This window comes from Vibrio tapetis subsp. quintayensis (genome assembly GCF_030409945.1).
In the GTDB taxonomy this organism is placed as follows: Bacteria; Pseudomonadota; Gammaproteobacteria; order Enterobacterales; family Vibrionaceae; genus Vibrio; species Vibrio quintayensis.
Window position 1 is genome coordinate 76,592 of sequence record NZ_JAUFQV010000032.1, and the last position, 15,160, is coordinate 91,751.

At 43.7% G+C, this 15,160-nt stretch carries 12 protein-coding genes; 4 read left to right on the forward strand and 8 right to left on the reverse strand.

Annotated features, from left to right (window positions below; genetic code table 11):
* The first annotated feature begins 123 nt into the window (after positions 1-123).
* The 4 genes from deoD to QWZ04_RS16030 all read left to right on the forward strand — a co-directional run bounded on the left by deoD (position 124) and on the right by QWZ04_RS16030 (position 5,679).
* A complete protein-coding gene (deoD, locus tag QWZ04_RS16015; RefSeq protein WP_102524755.1) occupies positions 124-834 on the forward strand; it encodes a purine-nucleoside phosphorylase in 711 nt (236 codons plus the stop codon).
* 119 nt (positions 835-953) lie between these two features.
* Positions 954-2,465 (forward strand): lactate dehydrogenase, encoded by a 1,512-nt coding sequence (locus tag QWZ04_RS16020; protein WP_290329263.1) that lies wholly within the window; start codon positions 954-956, stop codon positions 2,463-2,465.
* Between the two features lie 165 nt (positions 2,466-2,630).
* Positions 2,631-4,115 carry a tetratricopeptide repeat protein gene (locus tag QWZ04_RS16025; protein WP_290329265.1) on the forward strand — a complete coding sequence of 495 codons (1,485 nt, stop codon included), beginning with the start codon at positions 2,631-2,633 and terminating at the stop codon, positions 4,113-4,115.
* The gene (locus QWZ04_RS16030) at positions 4,096-5,679 is read left to right on the forward strand and encodes a diguanylate cyclase (protein WP_290329266.1); all 1,584 of its coding nucleotides are present in this window, start codon (positions 4,096-4,098) and stop codon (positions 5,677-5,679) included. Before QWZ04_RS16025 ends, QWZ04_RS16030 begins: the two co-directional genes overlap by 20 nt.
* Positions 5,680-5,712: 33 nt before the next feature.
* On the opposite strand, the gene QWZ04_RS16035 is transcribed toward QWZ04_RS16030, so the two are convergent.
* The 8 genes from QWZ04_RS16035 to QWZ04_RS16070 all read right to left on the reverse strand — a co-directional run bounded on the left by QWZ04_RS16035 (position 5,713) and on the right by QWZ04_RS16070 (position 14,910).
* Positions 5,713-6,921, reverse strand: a complete 1,209-nt coding sequence (locus QWZ04_RS16035; RefSeq protein ID WP_290329267.1) for an iron-containing alcohol dehydrogenase — start codon at positions 6,919-6,921, stop codon at positions 5,713-5,715.
* A 132-nt stretch (positions 6,922-7,053) separates the two neighbouring features.
* Complete coding sequence (locus QWZ04_RS16040; RefSeq protein ID WP_290329268.1) at positions 7,054-7,827, reverse strand: substrate-binding periplasmic protein; 774 nt, start codon at positions 7,825-7,827, stop codon at positions 7,054-7,056.
* Between the two features lie 121 nt (positions 7,828-7,948).
* Positions 7,949-8,833 (reverse strand): DMT family transporter, encoded by an 885-nt coding sequence (locus QWZ04_RS16045; protein WP_290329269.1) that lies wholly within the window; start codon positions 8,831-8,833, stop codon positions 7,949-7,951.
* 46 nt (positions 8,834-8,879) lie between these two features.
* Positions 8,880-10,100: a sugar efflux transporter gene (locus QWZ04_RS16050; RefSeq protein WP_290329270.1), complete on the reverse strand. Its 1,221-nt coding sequence runs from the start codon at positions 10,098-10,100 to the stop codon at positions 8,880-8,882.
* Positions 10,101-10,376: 276 nt separating this feature from the next.
* A complete protein-coding gene (locus QWZ04_RS16055) occupies positions 10,377-11,633 on the reverse strand; it encodes a quaternary amine ABC transporter ATP-binding protein (protein WP_290329271.1) in 1,257 nt (418 codons plus the stop codon).
* Positions 11,626-12,525: an ABC transporter permease gene (locus QWZ04_RS16060; RefSeq protein ID WP_290329272.1), complete on the reverse strand. Its 900-nt coding sequence runs from the start codon at positions 12,523-12,525 to the stop codon at positions 11,626-11,628. Before QWZ04_RS16060 ends, QWZ04_RS16055 begins: the two co-directional genes overlap by 8 nt.
* 111 nt (positions 12,526-12,636) lie before the next feature.
* Entirely contained in the window at positions 12,637-13,626 is a 990-nt protein-coding gene (locus tag QWZ04_RS16065; RefSeq protein ID WP_290329273.1) for an ABC transporter substrate-binding protein, read from the reverse strand.
* Positions 13,627-13,992: 366 nt separating this feature from the next.
* Positions 13,993-14,910, reverse strand: a complete 918-nt coding sequence (locus QWZ04_RS16070) for a cation efflux transmembrane domain-containing protein (protein WP_290329274.1) — start codon at positions 14,908-14,910, stop codon at positions 13,993-13,995.
* Between the last annotated feature and the right edge of the window lie 250 nt (positions 14,911-15,160).

Genomic DNA, 15,160 nt, shown 5'->3' on the forward strand with positions numbered 1-15,160 from the left:
TTTGTGACTGACCTCTCATGGAGCACCGTTGAACAAGGCTAATATTGCTCCCAACAAAACAACTTAATTCAACAGAATTGGTAATTGATTACTTTATTACCAAAAAATTCGGAGTTTGACGATATGGCTACCCCACACATTAACGCTAACCCAGGTGACTTTGCAGAAACAGTTCTAATGCCAGGTGACCCACTTCGCGCTAAATACATTGCTGAGACTTTCCTTGAAGATGTAGTACAAGTTTGTGACGTTCGTAATATGTTCGGTTACACCGGTACTTACAAGGGCAAAAAAGTATCTGTTATGGGCCACGGTATGGGTATCCCATCATGCTGCATCTACGTACACGAACTTATCGCTGAGTACGGCGTTAAAAACGTTATTCGTGTTGGTAGCTGTGGCGCAGTACGTGACGACGTTAAATTGATGGACGTTGTTATCGGTATGGGTGCTTCGACTGACTCAAAAGTAAACCGTATTCGTTTTGCAAACCACGACTTTGCAGCAATCGCAGATTTCGGTCTTCTTGAAGAAGCAGTAAAACAAGCGCGTGCTCAAGAAGTTGAAGTAAAAGTCGGTAACGTATTCTCTGCTGACCTTTTCTACACACCAGAAGCGGATCTTTTCGAAAAAATGGAAAAGCTAGGCATCCTTGGTGTTGATATGGAAGCCGCAGGTATCTACGGCGTAGCGGCAGACTTAGGCGCAAAAGCCCTAACTATCCTAACGGTATCTGACCACATTATTCGTGGCGAAAAACTGTCTTCAGAAGAGCGTCAAAAATCATTCAATGAAATGATGACTGTTGCACTAGAAACAGCTGTAAACCTGTAATTTAGCGTTATCGAATAATTCGTCGCCTTATGCGTTAGATTTTAAGCAAAGAACTTTTTAAGTATCTTGCTTCCTAAGTCATCGCTCTGGCGACCCAAGTTTATCCCGAGGGGGAGATCGTGTCTTACGGCGAATTGCCAAAGGACGCAGATGGGTTACAACTCAACTTTTGTAAAACATTGGCGTGTGACAACTTTGGACTGAGTGATGCAAAGCATTACGTTTTGCAACATGCTAACCCTAAACGTCCTACGATGGTTTGTCGTGAATGTGGCGCTTTCCCCCCCTTACTTAACAACCAAGAAGTGTTAAACGAACTTCGCCGACTGCGCAAAGTTCACAGTGATGGTTTACCCGCTTGTCGCAACAGTGATTGTGACAACTTTGGCAAAACTGTACATACTCATAAACACCTCTATCATGCATTTGGTTTCAGCGGTGATCGACAGCGATACCGTTGCAAATGCTGTCAATCGACGTTCGTTGATAAATGGTCCGGCAGTAATGCCAAACTCTCTGTGCAAGAATCCCTTTTAGGCTATTTATTCACTGGATACTCGGTAAGAGAGATCTGTCGTAAACTCAGCATTAATCCAAAAACGTTTTACGATCACGTGGAACAAATTTCAAGCCGTTGCCGCCGTAAGCTGGCAATGTTTGATGCCCGTTGGACAAAACATGCCGATTCCTACAGCTTTGCCTCTAACTACACTGCACTGCAACCGAGAAGTGACAATGCCGTTTATTGGTTTGTTACCTGCGATGCACAAAGTGGCTACGTGCTGACTCAACATGTCAATTACTCTTTCGACGAAGAAGCGATGGGTAGCGAAGATCATAATCCATATGAGACCCCTGCTCGATTTGTGCCAGTAAGCTTTGTGCCTGAAAGTGTTACGCCACAAGGTTTTTCTTCGGTAAGTCACCCTAACTCTTCACTCCATTTGTCAGGGAAAGAGTTAAACCTTCACGAAAGAATCGATCACAAATATCAGCAGATATTAGCTCGCGGTAACGTTGAAGACCCAATGGGGAACCTCTCGCAATTTAAGTACCCGTCAAAAGGGGCACTGATCCGCCCACCTTACACCACGTATGCGCACTATTTACACGTACTTGAAATGTGTGATGACAATAAACACGTCACCATTTTCATGCCTCAAGACCCTGTATTACGCTCTGCCGCATTAAGTGTGTGCAAACAACGCATTCAGCAAGAAGACGTTGATTTGGTGTATGTAGAAGAAGACAAAGCGTGGAATAAAGACTTCAATCAGCAAAAAGTGGACATTGTTCATATGGGTTGGTGGCGTGATAGATGGGCCATTAAAAATCACCCAAATGCGAGCAAAGGCATTTGTCATTTGGCTGGCACTAAGGTCGATCCTGAATATTGGATTGATCACGCATCCACTTACCAAGCGTCATTTTTCCAACAACGATTCCAAGTGTTATTTGAGAGTTTTATCAATGAGCCGAGGCGAAAATTGCGCCCGGGCGGGTTGTTGCCTATGCTTGATATATTCAAAGCATGGCACAATTTATGCTATCAGGATAAGACAGGGTTAACACCAGCTCAACAGCTCGGGTTAACCGACAAACCGTTGACACTGAAATCGTTGCTTTCTTAACCAAACATGGCAAATTGGCCTACTTTATGATTTAAACCAATATAAAGTCTCGTAACGATTCAAGAAAATGCGGCTATGATCATTATATTACTAGTGCCACATCGTGTTTTGCTGGCCTATAATAAATGTGTTAATAGTAAATAACTCAGCCACTTGGATTGCACTTTGGATAAAGCCCAAATCGTCATAGAAAATGAGCTAGAACAACTTAAAGCTCGGGTCGAATCAGACTCATACAATGTTTTGCCTATGGCTCAACAGTGTTTACTTCGTGCAGAACAAATTCTTTACCACGAGGGTGAAATCCAAGCACACATCGTTATTGCTCGCTGCTATTGGAGCCAGATGGATTACCGAAAAGGTATGAAATCCATCAAGCTCGCACATACGATTCAGTCCCGCGAAGACAACGACAACTACCTCCCTGAAATCCTCCATGTCCACGCTCTACAGTATTGGGGACAAGCCAAATACTATTCTGCTCAGCAATTTTGGATTAATGCCCTAGAGCAGTCCGCGTTGGTGGGCGAATCAACAATTGAAATTGAATCCTTAATTGGGTTAGGCAATGTTTGGCGGATTACTGGTGATGTTCACCTTGCTAAATCAACTCACGAATTAGCGGTTAAAGTTGCCAACAACGCCCGCATCGACTGGCTAGAGGGTAAGGCTCGGATATTACTTTCTTGGGACTACTACCTACTTAATAATTACGTCGAAATGCTATCGGTTCTCGATGGTGCAGAAGAAGCACTCAAATACCACCAAGACCCAACTTGGCGCGCAGAGATCCTAGACTTCCGAGGCCTTGCTTTAATTGGCCTAGAGCGCCTAGAAGACGCTGAAGCGGCAACGTTAGAAGCACACACCTTAGCCGTTGAGAACGACTTAAAATGGATGAAAGCACATTCATTTATTAGCCGTGCTCGGCTGGAACTGATTCGCAAAAACTTTGACTCAGCAAGCGACATTCTCAAAAAAGCTGAAGAAGCAGCCAAGCCTTTTGACAACGGCGAATTACTTTCACAAATTTGTTTCCAGCAATCGGTTGTGGCAGAAGAAAGCCAAGATTTCGAACTCGCATTGCAGGCGTTTAAAAAATACCGACGCTATTCCATCATTATGCAAAAAGAGCAGACAAACCGAATTGGAATGGATAAAGCCAGAGGCTCAAAACGCCAGCTTGAACAACGCGCAAGAAAACTCATCAACCGAATTCGTGGATACATGGAGTTCAACCGTGAGAAGCGTTTCTCCAATGCCGTTTCTGAAACCTACTGGTGGGAACAACTGGTTTTATATAAATCAGAACTGAAAAAATCCAACCATGCCGTGATCATTATTCGTCACCCAGATAATAACTTCCTAGAAGTATCTATCGAATTAGCGCATTGTTTTTGTGGCCGAGATGACCTTATTTCACAACTGGATCAAGAGCGTCTTGGTATGATCATTTCAGAAAAAGACGAGGGCGCCCGCCGCGTGTTCGACATTCTGCAACAGATGATGACCTCTTACCCTTGGGAAAGAAAAGGACTGAAAGGCGACGCGCCTGCTCTTTCTTTACACGATATTCTGACTTTCCCATACACCATCGATCAATTAGATGACCAACCACTGGAGCTAGGCAATGGAAGCACTACTAAGTAAAGTTTCCGAAGCAGGTCTTGACCCAGCCTCGGTGAAAGGTGAGAACGCCATCATATTTTGGGATCACGTAAGGCAGCACATCGCCACCACGAACCAAGAGCGCTCCCACTGTTTTTTAATCAGTTCCGAATACAGAGCAAAGTTAAAACAGCCCAAAGCCAGTATTGATGAGCTTCGTGAAGCGCTTAACTTACTTGCCTTACCAGACGGCCTTGAAGACATACTCAATATCAAAGCGACATTAGGCGACAGGCTGTTTGATAATGGTGACTACGCGTTAGCACTTAAAGAGTTTGTTGAACTGTCGTCACTGTCGGTAGAATTTGGCAGCATCGATTTTTACGCTACCGCAGTACTCGGAATGGGCAATTTATGTGATGCTTACGGCGATTTCTCCCGTGCGCTTAAGTATTACCAGAAAATTGATGGTATTGACCATGCGATAACCAGCCGGTCTTTGAGGCTACGCTACAAATTATACCTCGTCGCCTGTTTGATTTCATTAGGGCGCCTCACTAACGCTGACGAATTGCTCAACGAGTGTGAAGAGTTGAGTATCCTAGTCAGTGACAAGATTTTAGCCGGGCAAATTATTCTTTACCACGCCCGTATTCAGCGTAAACAAAAACTCTATCACGAAGCCCTCATCACACTAGCTAAAGCTCGTTATTCGTTAAACAATACTAGCGCCCTGTGGTTATCTAATATGATGCGGCTTGAACTGGCACGCAGCCTAAATGGCATTGGCCGAACCGACTTAGCCGAATACACCTTGTCGTCAGCCGTACATAGAATTAAGTCCACCAACTCGCCAGTCTTACTGAAAAGCCTGTTTGATTCATTGAGCGATGTTTCTGCCGCTCAAAATGACTATAAACAAGCACTACACTTTGAAAAACGCGCGTTTCGAATCAATTCAGATCTTATCAAAAATATCCCTATCAGTGACTTGGCAGGTTTCCAATTACGCAGGTTGTCTCGCTTTGAACTGCAACTGAAATTGATCATGTCAGAACAAGAAAACCGCGAACTCAAAGAGACGACAGAAACCCAAAAAGACACCGTAGCCAAACTACAACAAGATGTGTTTACCGACCCTCTCACCAACTTACACAACCGTCGTTGGTTGGATGTAAAGCTGAAAGACCTTCTATTGCACGAAACGCCTTTTGCTTTGTTGGTTATTGATATCGACCATTTCAAATCCATCAATGATGAGTTAAGCCACCTCGTTGGTGATAAAGCAATCGTCAACGTTTCTCATGAATTATCCTCTCACTTCCGTTTCAGAGGCGCATCATGTGTGCGCTTTGGTGGCGAAGAATTTTTGGTCATTTTAGAGAATACCAACGTTGATCAGGCGATGCTTCATGCAGAGAACTACCGCGAACGCATTTTCCAATTCGGTTGGCACGAGATTCTTGGTGAACGTGGTCTTACGGTGAGCGTTGGCGTCACCAACCATCGTGATGGCGAAAACACGCAACGTACTTTCTATCGGGCCGATAAAGCCTTATATAGAGCCAAAGCGAGAGGCAGAAACCAAGTCTGTTTCGAAGTTTAACGGCTGGAAGGTTTCGCCCTTTAAAAGTGCTAGCTAATTCCCGGCCACTTTATTGATAAGACGCTCACATTCGTCTTGATCCATGTAAAGCGGCACTGGGTAGTTCCAATGTGCTTCTTTAAGTGCAGCTTTCGCTAAATTGGGGACATCACTTTGTTGAATATCCGTCAGGTTTTGAGGTATTCCCATCCGGTCGAGCATGCCTCGAATATGCTCAATCAACCTATCAGCCTTTATCTCGGCCGCCCCCGAAACCTCTAAACCAGACATCACGGCTATCTCTGCCAGTTTATCGGCAACCGCTCCCTTTGAATGATCAAGAACATAGGGCAGTACAATGGCATTGGCTAACCCGTGAGGTGTTCCATACTGAGCGCCAACATTATGAGAAATCGCATGCACGTACCCTAAACTCGCCTTGGTAAAAGCCAGCCCAGCATAATAAGAAGCTAAAGCCATATTCTGCCTTGCTTGTAAGTTACAGCCCTCTTCAACGGCTTTTTCTAGGTTTTGCATAATAAGTTTGATCGCCGCCATCGCATAGCAATTGGTTTCTTGGCTGGCATTGCGCGAAATGTAGGCCTCAATAGCATGAGTCAGTGCATCCATTCCGGTTGCGGCCGTAACGTGAGCAGGTAAGCCCAGCATTAATTTGGCATCCAGTGCTGCCATCATAGGCACTAATTTGGGGTCAATGATTGGTGTTTTTTGATGGCTAAGCGGGTCGGAGACTACTGCGGCAATCGTCACTTCTGATCCAGTACCGGCGGTCGTAGGAATCACAAACAGTGATGCGGGCGTTCGCCAAACTCTAAATAGCCCCGCTAATCTACGAATTGATTTAGAATTAGTCACACGGGCGGCAATGACTTTACCTGCATCAATGGGCGATCCCCCGCCCACCGCCAAGACCCCATCACACCCGTGTGTTTGATAGATACTCAGTCCTTTTTCAACTTGATCATAAGTTGGATCTGGCAATACTCCATCAAAAATAACCGTTTCCACGCCATACTGGTTCAGTGTCTGAACAATGTCATCGAGTAACCCGAGTTCAGCTAACATACTATCGGTGACAATCAGCACCTTACGCTTACCAACATGAGCCATCGCTTGGCACAACTCTAACGAAGAATCGCTACCAAGAAACAAAATGGGTTTGGGCATGGGGATAACAACAGCCGCAAGCTTAAGGGCTTTCATGTAGGCTTGGTACACTTTGATTCGGTGGCTAAATTTCATGGCGATTCCATTTGCTACGAAGAGTAAACATAGTAGGACAAAAATTAGCCGATCAAGGAAAATGCATGACAAACTGAGAAGTTAAAAGCAAATAACCGCTAAATACAGAAAATTTAGAGAGTAAGATGACGCTTATTGCCCCAAATAACGTTGCATTATTTTTTCGTACTCGCTTGTGTCATCGTCATTTCTTTGTTTGATGAGATCCAATCCACGTTGCAGTTTTCTTATGTACTTATCGTCGGTGTTTACGTTAAATCCATAGTACATCGACAGGTTTTTAAGCACGTAGACCACTTCAAAACTTTCTTTATCAATTCCCACTTTCGCCATTGTCCACATCGCAACATTTTCTTCGTAAGCCCACAGATCAATGCGTCCAAAATCGAGCATTTTAGCTAACGAGGCGGCTGTCGTGATGCGTTCAATGTTCTTGTCATTTGCTCCTGCCTTTAGCACCAATTGGTGGCCGACATCATCGGAGATCACCCCAATGCTGTATTTCGCCAGATCTTGCCCTTGGGTAATCTTAACTCGTGCACTTTTCTTGGCGATGACCACAATTCGAGTATCCCCTATCGGGCCTGCCCATTTGAATTTATCTTCTCTTTGTGGGGTCCTTGCCATTGCAAACAGCACTGTGTCTTTGTCTGTCAGAATAGAACGATACCCTCTAGGCCAAGGCTGTAACCGAATCTGATCTTTTTCCAAGGGGCTACCGACAGATTTTGACGCAGCAAGCAGCAGGTCGATCGAGATCCCTTGGAGTCCACCGTTCTCAAAATAATTGTATGGTGGGTACTCTTCCGTCAAATACGTGAGCCGTTCCAAAGCCAACGCAGATAAGCTTGTCAGCATTAGCAACATAGCAATCAAGGAGGTGAATACGGTTACGATCAGGGGCATTTCTACGCCTGTTTTGTGGGTTCAGTATTGAAAGTATAGGCATAATTGATCTTTAAGGATGAGATTTCCTGAAATTAAATCATGATTTCAATCAAGAATATCGCAAGATAATCTACCTTATCTAGGCCGACGTCGAGTTAGTAAACCGATGCTTGCTCAAGACCACCGTTAGAATACCCCCCAGGACCAAGGCTGAGGAAATCATTAAGCGCAAAGAAAAAGGCTCGTCGACAAACACAACGCCGCCGATAGCTGCAATCACCGGCACCAACAATTGGACGACTGCCGCCTGAGTGGTCGACATCCCTTTCAACGCGCTATACCAGAGCGTATATCCGATCCCAGAGGCCACTCCGCCAGACAACGCGGCAAGTACGAGCCCATTAAGGGTTAAGTTTGCGTTGTACGCACTGGCAACCAATAACAAGATAACCAAAGGAATGGTGCGAAGGAAATTAAATCCGGTGTCTTGCAAAGGGTTCACCGAACCACGACCTGCTAATGTGTAAAACGCCCAAGCCATCCCTGAGATTGTCATCAAAACAAAGCCTAACCATGATGGAGTGGATAATGTCGGCAACACCAAGTAGATGAATCCGACGAATGCGACTACCATTCCAGCCCACTCTAATTTATGCAGCCTATCGCCGCTAACCAGGCTGGCGACAATCATAGTAATTTGCACAGCGCCAAACAAAATCAAAGCGCCAATTCCCGTTTCTAGCGTGACGTAAGCAAAAGAAAACGTAATCGCGTAGCCAAACAACATGAAGCCAGACCACCAACTTCCTCGTTGCGATGGTGAGGACTTTAAAGGCTTTGAACGACCAGCCACCGCCAACAGACAAAACAGCACTAATACTCCTGACAATAAGCGAATAGCAGTAAAACTGGCGGCATCGATTTGCTCGTTCCCCAGCGCTAAGCGGCAAAGGACGGAGTTTCCGGCAAACGCCAATAGAGCCAAAAATGTATATAAGGCTGTTTTATAAGGCGACGCTATCACGGCACTTTTTTCCTTTAATCATTTGCTTTATTTTAATCATCAAATGCTATCTCGCGTCAGATGCCAGCTTCTTGTTCTGCTTAGACAAGTTAGCTTCATGAGCCCACATACCAACACCGGCACAGATCACGGCAACAAAGCTCAACAGCAATGGTGCTTTAAAGCCATAATACTGAGAAATCAAGCCCATTGAACTTGTACCTAGCATAGTACCGATAAGCATTGCGTTGGTGTATAAAGCCGAAGCTCTGCCGATACTGTTCGGCGCATAATCTTGAACAATGGTAATACCCAACCCAACAAACACACCAAAAAACATTCCATTTAGAAGCTGCAACGCCAATAAAACCGGCATGGTTTCAGCAAAGAACATACCAATATAAAACGCCGCCGCTGAGACAAAGCCCAGCTTCATAACACCGGTTTTGCCCCAACGCTTTGACCATTGAACCGCGAGCAACATCACCGGGATTTCAATTGCAGCAGTAATACCAAGCATAAGACCCGGATAAGATGTAGGAAATTTCAAATCATTGGTAATAAATAGCGGCATCGAGTTGATATAAATTGCGTTTGCCATATTGGCAATCATCATAATTAGGCACAACACCCACACTTCTTTTGGGATAGTGCTTGGTATTTTTCTTTGTTGCGACGTTTTTTTTTCTTGTTCTGCTGGGCTTTGTTTATTTTCAACTTCAAGCTTTATGGCCACGATAACCATCACGATACTTGCAATGGCCATTGAGAGGTAAAAGTTGGTATCAAACCCAAAAGTATCAACGGAAAAGAACGCAAGAGGAGGACCAAAAATCCACAGTAAAGAAACAGAAGAGCGCATTTGAGAGTTAATTTTCGCGCTGTCTTTTCCGGTCGAATCTGCATAGTTTCGAATCATGGTTAAAATCAACGGAATGGATGACGAAGCAAACGGCATAAGAAACGCACCAACAACCAGTGCATGCCAAAACTCTGTCGCAAGAGAAAACCCAAAAGACGCGGCAACTATGCCAGACAAAGAAAGTAGGAATAGTTTTTTGCTCGATACCCCTTTGTCGATCATACCAGTCAGTTTTTGGCTTATGAAGATCGTCATCAAAGATACCGTAGCGGTATATAGGCCGATAAACATAGGTTCGGTTTTTAACGATGTCACCAAGAACAAGCTCATGATTGGCATTAGAAATGCAAAAGCCAATGCCGTTAATCCATTAATAACAAAATAGACTCCAGACTGACCTGTCATGAGTGCAGTTAATCTTTTCAATACCAATCTCCTCTTCCCTTAGAGATACACAAGCCTGAACTTGAATACGTAAATACAAATAATCCGTTAACGGGCATTCGAACATGATATTCAGACAATTGCACACAATTAATGTGACTCAGCAGGATGTCGTCATCGCCGCTATCTTCTAATGAACAAGAGCTAAGGTGCTGTGAGGAGTGAGTTTCTAGCAGATTCCAAGATCAAAAAAGGCACTCAACTTCAACCAATAGAAACCAGTTTAAAATTTAAGTGCCTTTACAAGTGTCCGTTGCTTTAAGAGGCTTTATCGACCGCCTTTGCTTCTTGGTTCACTTCTTGCTCTATTTCATTCTTTACTTCAGGCTCTTCACTGCCCTCGGTAAAGATATCAGCAACTGCGCTTCGTTCAAGCTCACCTTTGAGGTTGCCGTCTTCATCGACTACTGGAAGTGAATAATCTGAAGACATGGTTTCAGGAATGATCTCTTCAATAACAGCATCAGGTAATACAGCCGGTACTTCTTCATAGATATCATCACTGAAATCGTGAACGGTGACATCTTCAACCGCATCTTGCAGGCTTTCTTGAGTCACTAAGCCTTGGTAACCTTCGTCGGTAACATGATAACCGTAGTCATGCTTCGATTTCTTCATCTCGGCAAGTGCACCTTCGATAGTTTCGGCAGTAATACGCAACGCAGGTGGCTTCATCACCGTTTCTACTGTTAGTGCTCTAGCTCGGTTTACGTCTTTTACAAACGCTTCTACATAATCATCGGCTGGGTTAAGCAAAATTTCATGCGGCGTGCCTTGTTGAACAAGAAGCCCATCTTTTAGTATGGCAATTCGGTCGCCAATACGAAGCGCTTCATCAAGATCGTGAGTAATGAATACAATGGTCTTGTGCAGTTTTTCTTGCAGTTCAATAAGCTGATCTTGCATCTCACTACGGATCAGTGGATCAAGAGCAGAAAACGCTTCATCCATCAGTAGAATTTCCGCATCAGTACATAATGCACGGCTTAACCCTACACGTTGTTGCTGACCGCCAGAAAGCTGTGCTGGATATTGAGAGCCATAGCCATTGAGCCCTACCGTTTCAAGCCACTCATTCGCTTTTGCCAGTCTTTCGTCTTTTGGCATACCCTTAATTTCAAGGCCATAAGCGACGTTTTCGATCACAGTACGGTGTGGCATCAAGCCAAAGCGTTGGAATACCATCGACATTTTATTACGTCTAAACTCTTCCAGCTCCTTCGTATTCAGGCTCATCACATCAATGCCCTCAACCATGATTTTCCCCTCTGTCGGGTCAATCAAACGGTTAAAGTGACGGATAAGTGTCGACTTACCAGAGCCAGACAGCCCCATGATTACGAAAATTTCACCTTTCTCTATCGACAGGTTAATGTCTTTAAGACCGACGGTATGATCGGTTTCCGCTAGAATTTGGTCTTTAGTTTCACCCGCTTTAACGCGCTTCATCACTTCTTTAGGTTTGCGGCCAAAAACTTTATACAGACCACTAATTTCAATCAACGGCTTAGTCATGTTTGAAATCTCCTAGATGAGCATTGGTACGTTTTGCGTAAGCTTGTGATGCTCGGTCGAACAATATAGCCAGCGCGACAATGGCAAAGCCATTCATCAGCCCTAGGGTGAAATATTGATTGGTAATAGATTTAAGTACCGGTTGGCCCAATCCTTTAACACCGATCATTGACGCTATAACAACCATAGAAAGCGCCATCATGATGGTTTGGTTGATACCTGCCATGATCGTTGGCATAGCCAATGGTAACTGCACGCCCCATAAGCGTTGGCCTTTATTGGCACCAAAAGCGGTGGCCGCTTCGAGTACTTCTTTATCAACTAAACGAATACCTAAGTTGGTCAAACGAATAACAGGTGGAATGGCGTAAATAACAACCGCAATCAATCCTGGAATTTTACCGATACCAAGCAGCATAACAACCGGGATAAGGTAAACGAACGCAGGCATGGTTTGCATGATATCAAGCATAGGCGTGACAATGGACTGCACCCGATTAGAGCGGGCCATCGCGATGCCAATTGGGATTCCGAGCACAATGGAAACCATGGTACACACAGTAATAATACTTAAGGTTCGCATGGTATCTTCCCACATACCAAAGTATCCGATCATCAATAATGAACCGACACAACCCAGTGCAAGCTTCCAAGAACGACTTGCTAAATACACAAGCACCGTACAGATGATGAGTACAATGAACCAAGGGGTAGAGATGAGTAGTTTTTCAAACCAAACGAGGAAGGAAAGAAGAGGGTCAAAGAAAGACTCGATCATTTCACCATATTCACGGGAAAACTCTCGATACCCTCCATCTAACGCTTTTTTTATTGCCCTTAAATCTGCGCGTTCCATTTCTGGAAAGCTCGTTAACCAATTACTGTCAGCCATTTTTATATCCCTTTGTAGCAAGCCATGCTTAAAACTTGATACCTAAATTAAACGCCACATTCCGTGGCGTTACTGCAATTATGAATAGACTGTGCTATCTAATGGTATCGACTAAAGAGCCGCATCAACTTTCATTGCCACTTCTTTTGATACCCACGGGTGCCAAATTTCAGGGAACTCAGTTAAGAAATATTGCATCGCTTCTTCGCCATCAGCTTGGTTATCTTCCATCCATGCTAATAGTTCGTTCATTTTCGCGTTAGTAAAACCACGCTTAGTGAAGTACTCGTATGCTTCTGGTGCACGTACAGCAAATTTCTCAGTCGTAATAGTATGAACTGGTGATGGTGGGTACATGGTCGCTTTTGGCGAGTCACAATCTTCTTTACTGGTACAATTCAGGAATTCTTCGGTATCAACACCGCTACCAAAATCAACTTTAACCATCTTGTATTTACCCAATACAGCGGTAGGAGCCCAGTAGTAGCCAAACCATGCTTCTTCACGGCCATAAGCTTTAGCGATTGAACCAGATAGACCTGCACTTGAACCTGGGTCAACAATACTGAAACCAGCACTTTCTAGTTCAAGCGCTTTGTACAGGTTACCGGCACTGATTTGACAGTTCCAACCAGCTGGACAGCTGTAGAATGCAGAGGTATCTGGATCTTCTGGGTGTTTAAACAATTTAGCGTGTTTACGTACGCCTTCAATCGTTGCGATTTCAGGGTATTTTTCAACTAGGTAACCAGGAACCCAGAAACCTTCTTCACCGCCATTAACAAGTGACTTACCTGCATAGCGAAGACGTTTTTCACTTACACCTTTATCAAGTGCATCTTTCAGAGCGTTACTCCAAAGCTCAGGCGCAACATCCGGTTGGCCTTTTTCGATCATTGAAGTACCGGTTGGCATCGTATCGCCAGGAATCAGTTCAGCGTCACATCCGTAACCGTGAGTCAGAATAAATTGGTCGACATTTGCGATAAGACTAGCAGAACTCCAGTTCATATCTGCGATAGTAACGTCACCACATTCACTTGCGTTTGCTTGCGTGGCCGTTGCCATTAACAAAATGATCGAACCTAATTTAAATTTCATGTTGAGCTTCCTTTCTCCAAAATGTCCTTATAGATTAGCCGAACAATTAGTTAATGTTCAAATCATTTATCAAAAAAAAACAGATTACCACCAGCCCATAACCTCTAACAATCAGAAAATAACGAGATAAAAAACCCATATTAGTTCAATAATACAGCGATCATTGCTATTTTCGTCAGATATACGGCTTTTATCGCTATCTAATAAATGATTAGTACTCTATGCATTTTTTCGACTAAATTTGAATAACGTTGAAAGTCGGCTGAAAAACAACCAAAAAAAAAGAACCTAATTGGCAGATTATCTGCCAATTAGGTTCTCTTTTATAACGTCATATTTGTAGTTTTGACCTACAACAATAGTCAACTATACGAGTACTAACTCGACATCAACAAACGTAAATTCACCGGACAATTCGGTCATTAATGTGTGCTTTAATCCCATCACGGATTCGCTGTCTTTGTCCTTTAATTTATCCAAAGATAGGCTAACAATTACCAAATAACTGCTGCCTGTTTTGCCAATATTGAGTGTCTCAGAGCTAAGATCTAGCTGTTTCAGCTTCATGTTAACTCTGTCTTCAATGGATTTATGCTTCACCGAGTCTTGTAGCTTACCACCAGCAAGCTCAATAAATGCTTCTTTGATAATTCCAATGGGTTGACCGATCATACAAATGGCGAGTAGCAATACCAATAACGCATCACCAATATAAAGTAAGAAATCAAGAGATGATCCAGCTTCTACGTAGCCAATGAGCACCAACACAGCCCCCGTAGAAGCGGATAGCATCCCATCTATCATTGAGGCTTTTTGATCAACTTTGAGCATAGAACTACTCATATTAATCCGCTTATTCTGAACGTGATAAAACGCAGAAAGCCCCAAACATATAGTAACCATCGCAACGGCGTAGTAGGCAATAGGTCCGGTTTTAATTAGGTTAATCGACTGGCCTTCTAGATATTGGAACACTTTACTGCCATTAGACGTAAGCGCAGATATGATCACTCCCAGAAGAAGTAACCCCTTCATTAATGAATACAAGGCTTCCGTCACATAGAGTCCGAAAGGAAATTTTTCAGATCGAATGGTTTTGATTGCCGATATTTTAAGAGCAACGATTGAAGATAAAAACAGAATAAACGACATATTACCGTCAAGCAGTAGTGCTTGAGAGCCCGACAAGTAAAACGTCGCCCAGCCGCTAAGGGCCATGATGAAATTAGCTACAATACCAACGGATATGGATTGACGCTCGATGGATGCGATTTTGTCTTTCATAGATCTCATGCCGAATTTAAGTGATAGCTTACAACAATTAAGCTACATCTCGAATGAGCATGACAGCATCGGAATATGAGTGCAAGAATTCAAGAACTTAGTGCTCAAGATTTAGGTCGGAGACAGAGAATGAAACAGAACGGGAATATAGCGAGAAGAGTGCAAACTAAAAAGAGAATAAAGATACTTGAACAAGTGCGAAGTTCGCTAGCATAAGTGCCGTGAACTTCGCAGCTAAAACCTAACGATA